Source organism: Paenibacillus sp. J5, from assembly GCF_054955055.1.
This window is the reverse complement of the sequence record NZ_JBUEDD010000003.1, coordinates 382,988-400,834: the sequence shown is the minus strand read 5'-3', so window position 1 is coordinate 400,834 and position 17,847 is coordinate 382,988. Positions and strand designations below refer to the sequence as shown.

Sequence of the window (17,847 nt, the reverse complement as noted above, 5' to 3'; positions counted from 1 at the left end):
CACAGATCCGGATGTTTCCATGGGGATAAGTCGTTTTTTCGTTTAATCATCAAGGATTCAAGCTCGTATCATTTTCCTGTTGGAGCGCTTCAATTAAGGCTTCAAGAACGGGCTGTTCTTCCTGCTTTATCCGTTGGATTTTATCAATAATACTATCGACCCGCTCAAGCTCCCCGGTAAACTCCAGCTTGAGTAGATAATTGCGCATCGCAAAAAACTCATCCTTGAACTGCGTATAGGATTGAATGTATCCATCCAGTCTAAGCGAAGGGAATTGATTCATCAAAAACTTAAGCCTCTCCGCCATCATCAGCTTATGTTCCCCTATTACATGCAGCGCCGTCACATCCACATCTCTTTCCTGCAAGGCCATGAGCTTCAAATTCTTATTCACAAAATCATAGGTGTCAAGACCATACAGCAACTGGTATCCCTGGTCGTAGTCCATTACATTACGTATTGTCGCCCTGGAGCGGACGAAATCCTTGAGCTGGTCAACAATATAATCCAGTCTTAGATGGAACCGGACCTCATCTCTGGGTCTCATGATAATTAATTTGCTTTCAAATTGTTCATAGTTATAGGTGTTATCAAAGAATCCTTGCTTCATCTGATCAACCTTCACGGTTCGACTGGACAACTGCCCTTTGGCATCATATCCATAGAAAGCAAACTCCCCTGCCTCCTGATCGAAACCATGAATCATAATCATATGATTAAAATTCTGTTGGCGCTGCTCCGCAGCTGTACCTGGAATATACCTCTCATTGACATGGATACAGATGTATCGATTCTGACGGATCGATTCCATAATAACGTCTATAAACTCCATCTGATGCTGTATCAGCACGTCCCTGCTAATCAACTGATGCTCCAAGAGCGGGCAAAGCGGTGACCAATTATATCCCGAAGCATCCGGGAGATAGAATTGAACGGGAAGGAGCGGGCTGTTAACATCCGAAACCAACTGAATATAGTTTTGAAAGATCCAATGTTGAGCATGAGGCAACTGCCCTATAACCGCCATTTGATAGGCATAATTTAAGTATCCTCTCACCATTGGCTTGTGTACAGGCAGTACTTTCTTCATCATCGTATGCTCCTCCATTCAACAACTCGTTATGGTGCGTTCAAACAGGGGATAAGGGAATCCACGGCGACAAATGGCTCGTCTATAACGATACGCACTTGAGGCGTGATAACATCGCTTCTTCATCATCTGCAGCCGCGAGGATTCTGTCTTCAACCTCCTGCTTAGCGTGTTTGAAGGATTCCGCAAATAAGGCTTTGGATATTACATTCAAAATTACTTCCCAGTTGGTCGCCAATCGCTGGAACTCTGCTTCCCAGCTTGAGAAACTGTGCTCTCTGTAGTGCTCAGAGTACGCATTCATGACTAGCCCGAACTGCATTCTTCCTAATATTAATCGATTGAAATAGGCGTAGAGCCTTCGAATGCTGTCTGTTAAATCATCATATAATTCATCCATATTCAACTGCGTAATTTCATTGGCGAGCTTCCTAATGCTGCTCATCATATCCTTTTCTTCTATTTTTGCAACCGCCTCACGGAGGATCGACGCCCAATCCGTTAGGAGCGGCGCTTCTTGAATCTGCCATTCCCCAAAATACTCTGAAGCCTGCTGCAGCACATGAAACGACACCCTCTTTTCTGCCTTCGTGAAATAAGGGTCTACGATCAACACCTCTTCCGCTTGCAGATCAAGACCCACAGCAATGCAGGCGTGACGATTATGCGTCTTGCCGCAGTAGGGGTCCCAATCACAATAGTACCCATCAAACCCGATCACTGCCGGGACTCCGTTATCGATTTGCTGTGAAATACGGGATAGTGATTGGGAAAAAGGAGCTTGTTCCAATACAAGCCTTGCTCCATGAAAATTATATAAATTATCCCATTTATGTTGATCAGCTTGATCCTCATCCACATCGTCAGACAAGCTAAAAAAATCCCAGCTATCCCTATACATCAGTCGGTAGTCTCTTTGGTAATGAGCTGTAATCGTAGCGGCAATATCATCTAGACAAGCTGAAAACCGGTTCGTACATTGAATGGGAACCTTGCGTATAGATACCTCAATCATTCCAAGGCCTCTTTTCTGAATATCGTTCTATGCTTTTGTAATACGTATCATCACTTGTTTCCCGATCTTGTCCAGTGTGTTGAAATTATCCAGAAGTGTTACATCGGAATCAAAATGGATGTGATACAGCTTTTCCAGCAGAATAATAATTTTTATAAATCCGATTGAATCCAGGCCGTAGTCAATAAGATTATCCTCAGGTTGAATATGCTCCACGTCGACCTCAAACAACTGATGCTCCTGTATCGCCTCTAACAAGGTCTTATGAATGGCCGCTTCATTGATTGGAACAGACATACTCCACTTCCTCCCTCTACATAGCCAGGTTATAAGCTAACTATCTTGCTCCGCTTGTCTGTAATCAGTTGCGCCATCGCTTCAAGATGGTCAGCCTCCAGTAGCAACGCCAGGTCAGTCTGCACTGCAAATTGCTCCTCAATCCGTTGAGCCAGACGAATGAGCAGCAGCGAATGCCCCCCTAGCTCCAGGAAATTATCCAGCAGACCCACCTGCTCGATCTGCAGGATGTCCTCCCACAGCTCCGCCAAAGCAACCTCTTCCTCCGTTTGAGGAGGAACATAGTGCTTCAGGCGTGCAGCAGGTGCCGATGGCTCAGGCAACGCTCGCTTATTGACTTTGCCGTTCACTGTTAACGGAAAATGATCGACGAAGATTATTTCTGCTGGACGCATATATTCTGGTAAATTCCGCTTGGCGAACATCTGCAGGGCAAATTGATCCGCATCTTCTACCGCCCGCCGTAGAATGACATACGCATACAACTGCAGGTTTCCAGTCCGGTCTGCTTTAGCTGTTACTACGGCTTCCTTTACATTTTTGTGCCTGCGCAGCACGGATTCAATGTCGCCAGGCTCGATACGGTTGCCAGCTATCTTCAATTGATCATCCAGCCGGCCAATATAGACGATTGTGCCGTCAGGCATCCAGCGGGCTGCGTCTCCAGTTCGGAACATTTTCCCTTGACCCAAGAATGGATCATCTAGGAATCGTTGTCGTGTAAGCTCCTCATCCGTATACCCAGCGCCAACGCCTATGCCACCAATATATAGCTCCCCAGGAACCCCTAGTGGTACAGGTTGAGCATTCCCATCAAGAATATAGATGCTCGTATTGGCTATCGGACGTCCAATCGGTACGCTAGTCTGCTTAACTCCAGGCAAGCATTGCCAATGCGTCACATCAATCGAGGCTTCGGTTGGCCCATACAGATTGTGCAGCTCTGCATGCATGGTCTCAAAAAATTTCTGTTGCAACTCCATCGACAATGCTTCGCCGCTGCATATGACGCGTCGAAGTGTACGGCACTGACTTGCATGCGAGTGATCGAGAAACACGTCCAGCATGGAGGGGACAAAATGAATCGTCGTTATCTCCTCCGTTTGAATCAGTTCGACCAGATACGGTGTGTTTTTGTGGCCTTCCGGCACAGCTACGACAAGAGCAGCTCCACACATCAGTGGCCAGAAAAATTCCCATACCGAAACATCAAAGGTATAGGGCGTTTTTTGCAGCACTCGATCCGAGTGGTTTAACTGATACTGCTCCTGCATCCATATGAGCCGATTGCAAACTCCCCGATGATGAAGCTTGACCCCTTTGGGCTTCCCTGTAGAACCTGAGGTATAGATGATGTAAGCCAGGCTATCCGGGGTTGCTTGGCTTGGCAAGTTAGCCGTCGGCTCCTGAACCAGAGCCTCTCTGAGCAAATCCAGCTCTACAGCCAACCCTCCAAAATCCACGATGTCCATTAGGGAGGACTCCGTCAGCACAACTGCGATCTGCGCATCCTCCAGCATGTCGCGGATGCGTCTGGCAGGGAGATCAGGGTCAATCGGCACATACGCACAGCCAGCCTTTAATATCGCCAAGAGGCATACTGTCATCTCCAGCGAGCGCTGCATGCACACACCGACTATCTGGTCAGCTTCGACTCCTTGCCTCAGCAAATACCGGGCTAACTGATTGGCCCGTTCATTCAGCTCGCGGTAGGATAGCTGCTCGGTACGGAATACAATCGCGGCCTGATCTGGTGTTCGTTCAACCTGATCCTCGATCCATTGATGCAGACACCGGTCAAGCGGATAGTGCTGAGCGGTGCCATTCAAGCCTGTCATCAACTGTTGGCGCTCCTCATTACGGAGCAGGGAATACGTCTGATGCGGCTGTTCACAATGATCTGTCATTTCCTTCAGAATACGAACATAATACAAGGCATATATATCGCTTTGCTCTTGTGTAACTTCTGCTCCGTTCGTATCCAGCATCAGGATCAATTCGCCGGTTGTCGGGATCATGCTGAAGGCAGCCTGCAACACAAAATTGGTATCAGCCACTTCCTTCAGATCCAGAATTTCCATCGATGTTCCCGCTACCAGATCCCGAATGGCATGGAAATGGACGAAGTTAAAGGCTGTTTCAAACCCTTTATTTCGACCCAGATTTTTTTGAATTTCACTAAGTGGAAAATGTCGATATTCCATCATTTCACGTTCATGAGCAAACACAGCCTGTACAAGCTCACGCCAGCTTCCCTCCGCAAGCTGCAATCTGAATGGCAATGTATTGAGGAAGAGTCCACGAATTCGATCTCCGCCATCAACCTCTGGACGACCATTACTGACAAGCCCTGTCATAACGTCAGATTGACCGGCTAGAATTTGCAGCAGCTTCAGGTGAGCAGTCAACAATACGCTTTTAATCGGTACTTTGCACTCCTGAGCCAGCGCACGAATCCCTCGTTCAATTTCGTTGGGTATGGGTCGTAGCGAACGCTGAAATTGGCGTTGTCCGGTATACTCTGCTAATGTCCAGCGCGGAATTCGGGTTAACGGGAAGGCTTGCAACTGTTCCTTCCAGTACAACTGGTGAGCCTCAGAACGGATACATTCTCTTTCCATCCATACAAAATCACGGAAATGAAAAGGCTGAGCCTCGGGCTGACTTAGAGGCTTTCCTTCCAAAAGCCTATAATATTCCATAAAGATATCGCGAATGATAGAGGTGAAGCTCCATCCATCCAAGATCGCATGGCACTCCGTCAATGAAAACTGAATCATTTGCGGGCTGCGAATATGCACTGAGATGCGAAGCAAAGGAGGCTTCAGCAGATTGAACTTGCGCGCTACTTCCTCTTTAACCCATTGCTCAATGTACTCCTCCTGTGCTTCATCATTCAGATGGCTTATGTTCTCCTCCAGCACTTCCAAGACCGCTTGCTGATGCACAATCTGGAGCGGCTCTGTATAGGACACGAAATCAAAAGATGTCCGTAATACAGCATGCTGCGACACAATGTGATCAACCGCCCGCTGCAGCTTCTCTCTGTCATATACCATCTGGATCTTCAGGCTCGTCATATTCAAATAGGAGGTGGAATCTTCATTCCGATCCATATGAAACAGCATCCCCGCCTGCAAGCCCGTTAATGGATAGGCATCCGCTGCATCCGCAGGCATCGCCCCCCTGTCCTTGCCGGATAGTCTGGCGAACGGCTCCAGAACGCTAAACATCGTATCATGCGAATCGGCTTCTAATCCTTCCATAGAGGAAGATAACGCCCGGATCGTCTGCATATGGAACAGCTTTTGCAGCGTAATAGGGTACCCCTGCTCCTTCATGAGCGTTACGGCCTGGAGTGCTAGAATGGAATCTCCCCCTAGCACGAAGAAGTTGTCCTCCGCTCCTACACGTTGCACTTGCAGCACTTCCCGCCAGATTGCTGCCAGCTTCTTCTCTGTCTCATCGGCAGGCTCAATGTATGCGCCATGCGCCTGAAGAGGGCTCACGATGCTGTCCAGGAGTGCCTGGCGATTAATCTTGCCATTAGCTGTAAGAGGCATTTCTGGCAGAACTTCAAATACAGACGGAATCATATAATCTGGCAGCTTGCGGAACAGAGCATCTCGAATCTCTGCTGCAGTCGGCGGTTCATGCTCATCAACCATTAAGAAGGCGACCAGACGCTTAGCGTTGCCCTCTCCCCCCTTTACCAGAACAACAGCCTGCTTAATTCGTGGATATTGGTTCAGCGCCTCCTCGATCTCTCCAAGCTCAATGCGATAGCCGCGTATTTTCACTTGATCATCGCTGCGTCCGACAAATACGACCTCGTCATTGCTTAGTCGGCGAGCCAGATCCCCGGATTTATACAGGGTTTCAGCCTGATCGAAGGGACACGGCAAAAATCGCTGTGCCGTTAGCTCCGGGCGATTCAGATAACCGCGTGCCACACCAATACCGCTAATATAAATCTCGCCGGTTACTCCTATAGCTACAGGACGCATGTACTCATCCAGCAGATACATATTCAGATCGGGAATCGGCACACCGATGACACTGCCATCCCCCGACTCGGTATCGTGTTTCGTAATGCGACGAAACGTCGAATGAACCGTCGTCTCGGTAATGCCGTACATATTGATGAGCTGAGGCTTGGCATCACCATGCTTATCGATCCACGGCCTTAACCCCGCAGGCTCCAAGGCTTCACCGCCAAAAATAATATAACGGAGAGCCATGCCACTCCCACTAACGTCGTTCCGCCGCTCATCCTCTCTTAACAGTTGCTGGAAAGCCGACGGTGTCTGGTTCAGCACCGTAATCTGTTCTTCCAACAGTAGATTATAGAGATCTTCCGCAGAGCGGCTTGTCCAGTACGGTACAATGACGAGCTTGCCGCCATAAGCCAATGCCCCCCATATCTCCCATACGGAGAAATCGAAGGCATAGGAATGGAACAATGCCCAAACATCCGTTGAATCAAAACCATACCAGTGCTCTGTAGAGCTGAATAATCGTGTGACATTGCGATGCTCGGACAACACCCCTTTAGGCTTGCCGGTGGAGCCCGAAGTATAGATGACATAAGCCAGATCCTCTCCAGACACGTTAGGAACAGGATTCCCCTCTGTTTCCTCATCTTCTGGAAGCTGATCGATACACACAACAGTGCATCCGCTGGCAGCCTTAATCGGAAGCAGATGCTCCTGTGTAACCAGCCACTCCATCTGCGAATCCGCCATAATAAATGCCAGCCTCTCGGCAGGGGCATCTGGATCTAGCGGCACATAAGCCCCGCCCGCCTTGAGAATACCCAGCATGCCGGCAATCATCTCGGTGGAACGATCCATGCATAGCCCAACCAGTTGATTCGCTCCAACGCCTTGCTGGCGCAACCGATGAGCGAGCTGGTTCGCTCTCCGATTAAGCTCGGCATAGGTCATCTGCACCGCTCCGTACTGTACAGCTACAGCATCAGGCTGTATTTCGGCTTGCCGCTCAAAGCGAAGATAGATGGGAGCTGTGGAGGGATCACTCTCCGCTCGATGCTCTCCGCTGTTCCAGCCATATAATAGCTGCTTATGCTCATCTGTAGAGAACATATCCAGTTCATATAGCAACTTCAGCGGGGCATCCGCAATACTCTCCAGCAGCCTGATATAGTGTGCTCTCATACGTATCGCCGTCTCAGCATGGAACAGGCTGGAGTTGAACTCCAACCTCCCCTGGAGACCCTGTTCGGTGTCCCAGAGCTCCAAGGTAAGGTCAAGCTTGGATGTCCCTGTCTCGATCGGCAGCACCTCAAGCGACAGTTGATCGAGCCTCGCGTGAACTGCGGGTGCATTATTATAAGCAAGCATGACCTGAAAGATCGGCGAGTAGTTCACATTGCGTTCGATAGCCAACTCATTCACTAGTTGTTCAAAAGGCACTTCCTGATTCGAATAAGCCTCCAGCGCCAATTGTTTAATGGTCTGCAGAAAGCCCAGGAATGGTGCATTCTCATCGACCTGGGCGCGAACCGCAATCGTATTTACAAAGAAACCGATGACTTCTTCAAAAGCCTTATGCCTGCGGTTGGCCACAGGTATTCCAACGACAATATCGGATTGACCCGAGTAACGACGAAGCATAATGTGAAAGGCAGCCAGTAGTACATTATATAAGGTCGTTTCTTCCTTACGCGCCAAGTCTCTTAGTTTGTCCACTAGCAGCTCTGGAAGCCATAACGGGATGTTCGCCCCGGAATAGGTCTGAGTAAGTGGCCGCGGCCTGTCATACGGCAGCTCCAGCAGCTTCGGCATATCTGCCAGTTGCTCTTTCCAATAGGCCATCTGCTTATGGACTCGCTCCTGCTCCTGCTGCTGGCTTTGCCAGTGGGTAAAGTCTGCATATTGTACCGGCTTTTCGGCACGCAGCTCCTCTCCCTGGCACAGCGCGTTGTATCCCGTTGCGATTTCCCGGAAGATAAGGCCCATCGACCAACCGTCGGATACAATATGATGCATATTCATGAACAAGAGATGCTCCCCATCGCCTAATATCCATAATGCAGCATAAAACAATGGCCCTGTTGCTAAATCAAATGGCTGTGCCGACTCTTCATTAATCCGTCTTTGTAGTTCTTCCTCCTGTAGATTCATGTGGGACAAGTCTAAGAGATTTAGGCGAAAGGCGTACTCTGTGTCTGTGATTTGCCAAGGCACGCCCTCTCTCATCTCAAAGCGAGCGCGCAATATATCGTGCCGCTCTACTAGACGAGCAATGCTCTTCTCCAAAGCGTCTACACCAATCGGCCCCTTCACCCTGACCGCCAGTGGAATATTATAAGCAGCATTTCCGGGGAGCCAATGGTTTAAGAACCATAACCTTCTCTGTCCCGGAGATAACGGCTGCGGGCTTGTCCGATCTGTTCGTGAAACTTCGGATGCCGCGCGGAGCGACTGTTCCTTCGCTGCTTGTAGCCGTTTATTTAAGAGTGCTTGCAGCAGCTCCTCCTTCGTTGTTGGAGAAGACTGTTTATTTCTATGCTCCATCATTTATTCGGAATTCTCCCTTCTCAGCATTTCTGAGACTTCTTCATCACTCAATCCGCCAAGCTCCTCCAGTATTTGCTGCTTCAGCAAATCGTCCAGATAGGAGGCGAATTCCTTAATGGTGGGATAATCAAAAAATGCACGAACCGGGAATTCAACATTGAGCATGGACTGTATTCTAGAGATGCACTGGATGGCAAGTATAGAATCCCCGCCCACATCGTAAAACCTATGATTGGTTGTAATACTAACGTCTCCAATAACCTCTTGCCACACAGCGATCAGCATCTTCTCGGTCGCTGTAGTCGAATTAAGAGGCTCTTGTTGCTCTGGCTTCTGTTCCCCTCTCATATGAAGCAACTGCTTGCGGTCGACCTTGCCGTTAATTGTAAGCGGCAGAGAAGATAGAAAGCCGTACTCCGCAGGAACCATATACTCTGGGATGATATCTCTCATAAAACTCCGCAGCTCATCCTGCTCCAGCGGCATATCCGCCTCCAGAACACAAAAAGCCGAAAGCTGACTGGCTCCATGTCCATGATCCTTAACAATAACGGCGCAGTCCCGTACAGCAGGATGACGAAGAATAGCACTCTCGACATCGCCAAGCTCGATCCGGTAGCCACGTACCTTCACTTGATTATCCACTCGGCCGATAAATTCCAGATTCCTATCCGCCCGAAACCGTACCAAATCCCCTGTTCGATACAATCGGGTCTGCACACCCTCGATGGGTTGAAGGACAAAGCGCTCCTCATTTAATTCAGGGCGGTTAATATAACCACGTGCCACGCCAGCCCCGCCTATGTATAGCTCGCCTGTCACACCGATAGCCACCGGCTCCTGCCTTTCATCCAGAACATACAACTGCGTGTTGTCAATTGGACGGCCGATCGGTATGGCGCCCTTGCTGCAGCGCCCAGCCGCAATGGAATACGTCGCGCAGCCAACAACGGTTTCTGTTGGGCCATACTCATTGATGAACAACGTATCAGGGGAATATTGGCGCCATGCCTGCAGCGACTCCCCGTATACCTGCTCCCCGCCCACTACGATCACGGCTGCCCAATCGGCAAGTTGTTGAGGAGACAGGCTCTTGGAGAGCAGTTGGAGATGGGCAGGAGTGATCTTGGCCAGTCCCAGTCCGCTTAACGAAGCCAGAGCCTCACTAATGGCAGGCCCCTCCGTCTCCTTGATGAGATAGACGGTTTCACCTGTAATCAACGGAGTGAACAGACTGGTGACAGTGAGATCAAAGGCCAAAGAAGAGTGCACAGGCGCCCCTCCTTGCCTATGACCTGCATACTGTTTTTGACACCAGTTGAGGTAATTTGCCAGACCGCGATGCTCAATCATAACTCCCTTGGGCGTACCTGTAGAACCTGAGGTATAGATGATATAAGCCAACTGATCGGCTTGGATCGGCTGTTGCGGGTTTGCGGTCGATTCCTCGCTCCATTGCTTCATGTCCGAGTCCAGTAGCAAGAGCGAAGTACCTTGAGGCAACTGTTCTTCCAGCCCGGATTGAGCAAGCACCAGAGCACATCCTGAATCCTTCAGCATAAACTCAATTCTCTCTTGTGGATACTGAGGGTCCAAAGGCAAATAAGCGCCGCCGGCCTTCATTATACCGAGCACACCGGCCAACAGCTCTGGCGTGCGCTCGAGCATAATGCCGACCGGAACTTCTGGCCCCACGCCTCTTTTCAGCAATGCGTGCGCAATGCAATTGGCCTTCTCATTAAGCTCGCGATAGCTCCAACTGTGCCCGTTTCCTTGAACCGCGCATTTCTCGGGGTTATGGGCTGCTTGCTCCTCGAAGAGCTGGGATGCAGTTGCAGTTGGAATATCACACGCTGTCTCGTTGAACTCGATCACCAATTGCCGGCGGCTTGTTGAATCCAGAAGCTCGAGCTGATCGACCATTCGCCCGCTATGCTCAGAGGCATCACTAAGCAATGTGAGCAAGCTTCTGAGTATACTCTCTGTGTACGCCGGCTCGATGTAAGCATCGCGATAAAGCAGGAGCTGAAAGCCCTTGCTGGTTTCTCGACATGAAAGTTTGAGATGAAATGGTTCTGGACATGCAAATTCACTCACCAACAGCATGGCCTCGTTACTGCTCTCATATGGACTCTCTTGCTCCAGATATTCAAACAGATATGGAAAATAGGAAGTCTCCGCTTCCTGCTCCCAAGCAAAAAAATCTTGAGAAGCCTCCATCTCGTTAAAATCAAGCTGAATCGCCTTCATCAGTTGGTCAAAAGCAATCTCATGATCGGCTCTGATACGGGCAGGAACTGATTTGGAGAGAGGCCCAATAACCGGCTGAAGCAACTCATCTGCTCTCCCGTCCAGTACGTAGCCGATCCCGCCGCATCTGTTATTGGATAGCCTCCAAATGACTGTCTGCCAGGCCGCAGCGAGAACCGCTCTAGCCTGGCAGCCTGATACCGAAGCCATCCTCTTTATTTGTTCTGACAGTTCCTTCGTCACCGCATACGAGTGTGACTCTGGCACAAACACGACAGACTCTGGTCTGTTATCAAGAGGAAGCCTTGCCTCCGCACTGCCCGACTCGCTGAGCTCTCTTGTGACCCTATGCCAATACTCTCGCTCGGCTGCTCCACTTCCCTCCACAATCGCTTGCTGCCATCTCGTTACCTCATCGTAACGAATAGGCGCTTCACGCTTGGTCGTCACAGAGCAGCACCGTTCATGAATCTGACTGTTCATTACCTGCAGTGACCTTAGATCCGCCAGCAGAGCCGGAACGGTCAGTGCGAGATAGCATTGTCCCTCTGCACCACTCAGGACCAACAGCCGAACCTGTAGATCATGGATGTCGAAGGAGTAATCATCTCTTTCTCGCTGCAGAACCGAATGCAGTTCATCTTGACCGATCACATCTGGCAAGATGGCGCTTGCGGCTGTCCCCTTCCAGCTAGAGCCTGGGTAACCAAGTCCATCACTCACAACGTGCAAGGCAGCATCCAGCAGCCGATCTGCCTGTATTCCTTCCACCCGCACTGCCGTTTGAACCAGCATGGCGGCCCCATGCCCCGAATTTGCCAACCGCCACAGCCTCTTTAGCTGCGGCGACCCTTCGTGGACGAACTCAACGTGGCTGTTCACAGTATTCCTCCTTCAATCGTATCCCGCTTGCGCGTTCTTGAATGCTGTAAGACTATATCTCTGGCAACTCATCCCAGTTGGTCATCTCCGACATGCCCACCAGAACCTTCCTCGCTCCGGTGAATGGCTCTCTGGCATGAGCGGCCATAAGGTTGTCAAGCATTAGAATATCTCCCTCTTGCCATGCAAACTTTACTGTTTCCTTGGCATAGGCCAAGCGCAGCGCCTCTAATGTAGAATCCTCAATCGGGCTCCCGTCCCCATAATAGGTATTATTGGGGAGATCCTCCTCGGAGTAGATTTGCTGTAGTGCCTTTCGCAATTTCTCGTCGAAGGTCGTAATGTGAAAAAAGGTCGCATGATTAAACCAGATGGGCTCTCCAGTATGCGGGTGTCTCGCACTGGCTCTGCTACTGCGTGCAACGCGAAGCCCGCCATCCTTCTTCCATTCCCAACTATAGCCGGCAGATTGGCAGTACTGCTCCACTTGCTCCCGATCCTCTGTCTGAAACACTGTTTTCCATGTCAGGCCGATATTATCGCTAAAATTACGAACATATCTCACGCCTTTTTCACGAAAGCGGTTTCTAATGACTTCAGGAATATGGGAATAAACCTTTCTTACATCTGCAATGGGTGTTTCTCCGCCCGTCTGCGAAGCTGTCTGACAATAGAAAAAAATCTTCTTGGCAAAGCTATGGGAGTAAGAATTCTCATTATGAAGATATATCGGCTGATGTGGGGGGTAGTCAGTGGAAGTATAAATATTCCCCTCAATCTGGCTGCGCGGGGAGGAGCGCTCGCGATACTCCAGCAGCTCTCCTGACAGCAAGCGAATAATCTTTTCAAACTGCATGACATCGATGTTGCTGAAGCCGCGAAACAGGATGGCTCCATGCTCCTGCAGCCTGCTTAATATTTCCTCTCTTTCGGCGCTGATCCATGCGGCTGCGTCAACCCCATCTCCGCCTGTCTCAGCTTGACATACCAAAGGAAAGCGCTTCTCCTCCGACAGATATCTCCAGTGAATCTTTGAAGCAGATGGTACCATTCCAACTCCTCCTATTGAACTTTCAAATTTAGTATAAAAGTTTGCGATTGGGAAGAAACTTGAGGGAATTAGCGTATCAATAGAAATAGAGGTTATTTTGTAATAATTTTATTATTTAAGTCAATTATTAATATTTATACATCTTTTTACACGAAGCTGTCAATCAAATTTCTACCTCTCTCGTTAGAGCAGGGAAGAGGTCAACGTTGCTCTTCATCCACTGTCAGCACCCTTTTTGGGCTGCGGCACCAAACTGGAATAAAAAACCGTGCGACATTTTGAGATATATGGTATTATACCAATTAACACCATATTTTGTTGATTATTCGCTTTTACTAAAATATATGACTCTAGTACCAGTAGAGTCCAAGGAGCATGTCGAAATTCATGGTTCATTCGTGGTTTCCCTATTATCATGCCAACCCTTCAACCAGAATTCGCCTCTTTTGCTTTCCATTTGCCGGAGGAGGGGCCTCCTTCTACAGGAACTGGAGCGCCCGCCTTCCTTGGGCTGAGGTCATAGCCGTCCAATTGCCTGGCAGGGAGAACCGAATTGGTGAATTACCCTATGTAATTATCGAGGATGCTCTTCAGGCACTTGAGACTGCTCTGTTGCCTTTTCTCTCGAAACCGTTTGCATTCATGGGCTACAGCATGGGCGGGATGCTCTCTTTTCATCTCGCCCAGCAGTTGCAACGCAAATACAACCTCACTCCAGAGCGGCTCTTTCTCGCTGCCAGCCGTCCTCCTTGGGCTTCAGATTGGCGGCATTTCTACGACGAGGAGTCAGACGAGGCATTAATTAAACGCTTGCTTTCCATTGGGGGCACGCCAGAAGCCTTGCTGCATCATCAAGAATTATGGCCCATGATATTGCCGACCATCCGTGCAGATTTCCAGCTCTGCTCCAGCCTTAGAGTGCCCGATCCGGGCGAGCCATTGTCCTGCCCTATTACGGTATTTGGCGGAGACGACGATGCGCTCGTAACCACTGACCAATTACAAGAATGGAGAATGGGGACCTTTGGCGAATTCGAGTTTCATTCCTTTGCAGGGGGCCATTTTTTCATTGAGCATCATTTGGGGACGATCCACGATTGCATGACGACGCTTCTTTGCATGAATACCATTCAGAAGGGTTGATTAGAATGCTGCACATGAATGAGCAAGGTACTATTGTTGACATCCTGCTGGGCATCGCTCAAGCAAGACCGGAGGACTTAGCCATTACGCATCTGGATACGGTCAATGAATCCATCTCTTACGGCATGCTGCTGGGCCGTGCCCGGGCGATTGCTAATGTGCTGCTAGAGACGGGTGCATCCGGCCACAGAGTCATGCTGGCTTATCCCTCTAGCATTGAATATGTATGCGCATTCTTTGGGTGCCTCCTGGCTGGAGCGATCGCTGTTCCCGTCTATCCGCCGAAGCATTCCAAGCAGGATGTACGCTTTGAATCCATTCAACAGGATTCCGGCTCTGCATTTGCACTCACTAGCGAAGCTATTTTGACAGACCTGCTCAATAGAAATTCACAGTATGTGCGCCAGGATGGATTGCGCTGGATCGTCACAGATACGTTGGAGGCCGAGGATCATCGCAATGGGAGCCACCGCCTTCCTACTGCAGACGAGGTTTGCTTTTTGCAATATACCTCAGGCTCCACCTCCATGCCCAAAGGCGTTATGGTATCGCATGGCAATATTGTGACCAACACGAAAATGATCGCGAGCACATTCGATATGCCTCCCTCCGGCACGATTGTCAGTTGGCTCCCTCATTTTCATGACATGGGACTGATTGGAAAGACATTGCTGGCTGTCAGTCTAGGATATCATTTGGTGCAGATGCCTCCGATCTATTTCATGCAACGGCCAGTGCGTTGGCTGCAGGCCATTTCGACATACAAAGCGGTCCTTACAGCAGCCCCAAACTTTGCATTCGATCTGTGCGTTAAAAAAGTAACTGCAGAACAAATGGAGGGGCTGGACTTGTCCGATTTAAAAAACGCTGTCTGTGGGGCAGAGCCCATAAGATTCAACACAGTTTCTGCTTTCTCTGAGAAATTCTCGACGATCGGATTCAGACAGGAGGCCTTCTGTCCCTCCTTCGGGCTGGCCGAAGCCACGCTTATGGTATCCGGCTCTGATCCTTATTCCTCACCCAATATACATACTTTGGATAAGGGAGAGTTAAAGAATCACCGTGTTGTATTTGCGGATACAGCTAGCTATGCTCAACCCTCCTGTACCACCCATGTCGTTAGCTGCGGGAAGCCGAACGCAACGACAACCGTAGCGATTGTTGATCCACAGACGGGGATGCTCTGCCCCAACGACCGGATCGGTGAGGTATGGCTTGCAGGGCCTAATATCACACTCGGCTATTGGAATCGACCTGAGGAGACGGCTTCCGTATTTCATCGCAGCCTGCCCGAGTTTCCGAATAAGCTTTTTATGAGAACCGGAGACCTTGGGTACATGCATGAGGGTGAGCTCGCCATTACCGGAAGACTTAAAGATTGCTTCTCGATCCGAGGGCAGAATTACTTCCCTAACGACATCGAGCATACCGTGGAGAGCAGCCATCTGGCCATCCAGCAAGGAGCTACAGCAGCCTTCGCAGTCGAGCATGGTGGAGAGGAACGGCTGGCGGTGATCGCTGAAATTGATAGACAGTGGAGGAAGAGTGACCTTGCCCTGGTAGCTACAGCAGTGCGAACCGCCATCTTCGAAGAGCACGGACTGCAGGTGCATGCACTTATCCTCTCCCATCCTGGCAGTGTGCCCAAAACGACAAGTGGCAAAATACAGAGAAGACAGTGTAAACAGTTGTATGAAGAGCAAGGACTCCCTGCTCTGTACGCGCAGGTTCGAAACCAGCATGTGCCGGATTGGGGCGCAGTCAGTCATACCCGTGACGAACAAACATTGGAGCAAGGGGTACAGAACAGATGATGATCCCGAAGCAATATCAAGCCATTGAAGACTTTGAACGTTATTTGGGCGACCCTGCCAATCCCGACAATCCCTTCTCCACCCGGCGGGTCATGCAGCTTGACGAACAGGAAGAGTATCCGCAGGAGCTGCTTGATACCATTAATGGCTGGGGGGCGGCATGCTATCATGTACCGCAGAGCTATGGCGGGAAGCTGGTTTCCCTGGAGCAGTCGCTAAGCCTGGCTCGATCAGTAGCAAGAAGGGACATTACAGTAGGAGTAGCCAACGGGGTCTGCTTGCTTGGTGCTCTTCCAGTCTGGTTCAGCGGCTCGGAGGAACAGAAGCAGCGCGTAGCTGAGCTGCTTCTGACTCATTGCAAGCTCGGCTTCGCTCTGTCCGAACGCGAACGCGGCCATGACATATTAAGTAATGATACGTCAGCGACCCTTGACGAGTCGGACTATATCCTCAACGGCGAGAAGTGGACGATTGGGCATGCTACACGCTCTGACGCCCTCACCCTGTATGCCAGAACCGCCCCCAATGGCGGAGCTAGAGGTTATACCATGTTTTTGCTCGATAAGCGCCTTCTTCATCCTGATGATTACGCCTATGTCCCCAAGCTCAAAACACTCGGGCTACGAGCTCATGACCTGAGCGGCATTCGCTTGGATCAGCTACGTCTCCCTGCCTCTGCCAAAATCGGCGCTGAAGGAGACGGACTGCTGCTCGCTACCCAAGCCACATTAGTCACACGAACGCTATGTGCTGCAATTATGCTGGGCGGCACGGACACAGCATTGCGCATGACAGTGGATTTCGCATTGAACAGACAGTTGTATGGCAAGCCCTTGTATGAGATGGAGCATATTCGAGCCACACTGGCGGATGTGCTGGTGGATCTGTTGATTAGTGACTGCTTGGCTACCAGCACTGCTCGTGCCTGGCATATGATAACGGATCAGATGAGTATATGGGCCTCGGCAGTCAAGTACTTTGTACCGACTGTACTGGAGGAGAGTGTTCACCAGTTGGCTTCCGTGCTAGGATCGCGGTTCTTCTTGCGTGACGACTACGCGGAGGGGCTATTTCAAAAAATCTACCGCGACATCCCCATTGTCAGTGTGTTTGAGGGCAGCTCGAATGCTCAGCTACACGGCGTCGCCCTCCAACTGAGGCAATTGCTGAGACAGCGCCCTTCCTCGCAGGAGAGTCTTGCCGATCGTTTGCGGCGCACCTTTTGCTACCATGAGTCCATTGACGAATTTGTTCAACCGGACAAGATCGAACTGCACAGTCATGGACAGAATGATGCGCTGGAGGGAATCGAGCATTCATTGACCCTGTTAATGGACAGATCACACCCGCTTCAAGAAAGGGTAGCTGTTCTGGTTCAATCATTGCTGGCACAGCTTGCGCAGCTTCGCTCGGACTATGCAAGCTGCAGCAGCCAGCTAAGAGATAAATCTCTTATGCAGTTGGAATTTTCCCAACACTATATCCGGTTGCACACCGCAGCCGTCTGCTTTCACACATGGGTCTATAATCTCGATCAGCTCGACGACTTTTTCAATGCTGGCGAATGGTTGGAAGCAGCTCTGTCCAAGCTATTGCATCCCGAGCAACGAATGAGCAGCCGCATGACCCCGAAGATACTGGACACATTGGGACAACAATTAGTCAATCGTTTGAAAAATAATACAGCCTACTCTATTGTGCCTATACAATACGGTTCATCTTAATCAAGCCAATCTTACCCATAACATTTATAAAGGAGCATT

At 49.9% G+C, this 17,847-nt stretch carries 9 protein-coding genes; 3 read left to right on the top strand and 6 right to left on the bottom strand.

Going from position 1 to position 17,847, the window contains the following annotated elements:
• Positions 1 to 49: 49 nt before the first annotated feature.
• The 6 genes from ACY1JZ_RS06950 to ACY1JZ_RS06925 form a co-directional block, all read right to left on the bottom strand.
• Positions 50 to 1,093: a hypothetical protein gene (locus ACY1JZ_RS06950; RefSeq protein WP_462628623.1), complete on the bottom strand. Its 1,044-nt coding sequence runs from the start codon at positions 1,091 to 1,093 to the stop codon at positions 50 to 52.
• Between the two features lie 79 nt (positions 1,094 to 1,172).
• Positions 1,173 to 2,105 (bottom strand): C39 family peptidase, encoded by a 933-nt coding sequence (locus ACY1JZ_RS06945; protein ID WP_462628622.1) that lies wholly within the window; start codon positions 2,103 to 2,105, stop codon positions 1,173 to 1,175.
• Positions 2,106 to 2,132: 27 nt separating this feature from the next.
• The gene (locus ACY1JZ_RS06940) at positions 2,133 to 2,402 is read right to left on the bottom strand and encodes a phosphopantetheine-binding protein (RefSeq protein WP_462628621.1); all 270 of its coding nucleotides are present in this window, start codon (positions 2,400 to 2,402) and stop codon (positions 2,133 to 2,135) included.
• A gap of 29 nt (positions 2,403 to 2,431) precedes the next feature.
• Positions 2,432 to 8,944 (bottom strand): non-ribosomal peptide synthetase, encoded by a 6,513-nt coding sequence (locus tag ACY1JZ_RS06935; protein WP_462628620.1) that lies wholly within the window; start codon positions 8,942 to 8,944, stop codon positions 2,432 to 2,434.
• Entirely contained in the window at positions 8,945 to 12,076 is a 3,132-nt protein-coding gene (locus tag ACY1JZ_RS06930) for a non-ribosomal peptide synthetase (RefSeq protein ID WP_462628619.1), read from the bottom strand.
• Between the two features lie 52 nt (positions 12,077 to 12,128).
• Complete coding sequence (locus ACY1JZ_RS06925) at positions 12,129 to 13,067, bottom strand: TauD/TfdA family dioxygenase (RefSeq protein ID WP_462628618.1); 939 nt, start codon at positions 13,065 to 13,067, stop codon at positions 12,129 to 12,131.
• 435 nt (positions 13,068 to 13,502) lie between these two features.
• Between ACY1JZ_RS06925 and ACY1JZ_RS06920 the strand changes: the two genes are divergently transcribed.
• The 3 genes from ACY1JZ_RS06920 to ACY1JZ_RS06910 are packed head-to-tail and all read left to right on the top strand — an operon-like array spanning position 13,503 to position 17,808.
• Positions 13,503 to 14,270 carry a thioesterase II family protein gene (locus ACY1JZ_RS06920; protein WP_462628617.1) on the top strand — a complete coding sequence of 256 codons (768 nt, stop codon included), beginning with the start codon at positions 13,503 to 13,505 and terminating at the stop codon, positions 14,268 to 14,270.
• A gap of 5 nt (positions 14,271 to 14,275) precedes the next feature.
• Entirely contained in the window at positions 14,276 to 16,084 is a 1,809-nt protein-coding gene (locus ACY1JZ_RS06915; RefSeq protein WP_462628616.1) for a fatty acyl-AMP ligase, read from the top strand.
• Positions 16,081 to 17,808 carry an acyl-CoA dehydrogenase family protein gene (locus tag ACY1JZ_RS06910; protein ID WP_462628615.1) on the top strand — a complete coding sequence of 576 codons (1,728 nt, stop codon included), beginning with the start codon at positions 16,081 to 16,083 and terminating at the stop codon, positions 17,806 to 17,808. The genes ACY1JZ_RS06915 and ACY1JZ_RS06910 overlap by 4 nt, the downstream gene beginning before the upstream one ends.
• Positions 17,809 to 17,847: the final 39 nt, after the last annotated feature.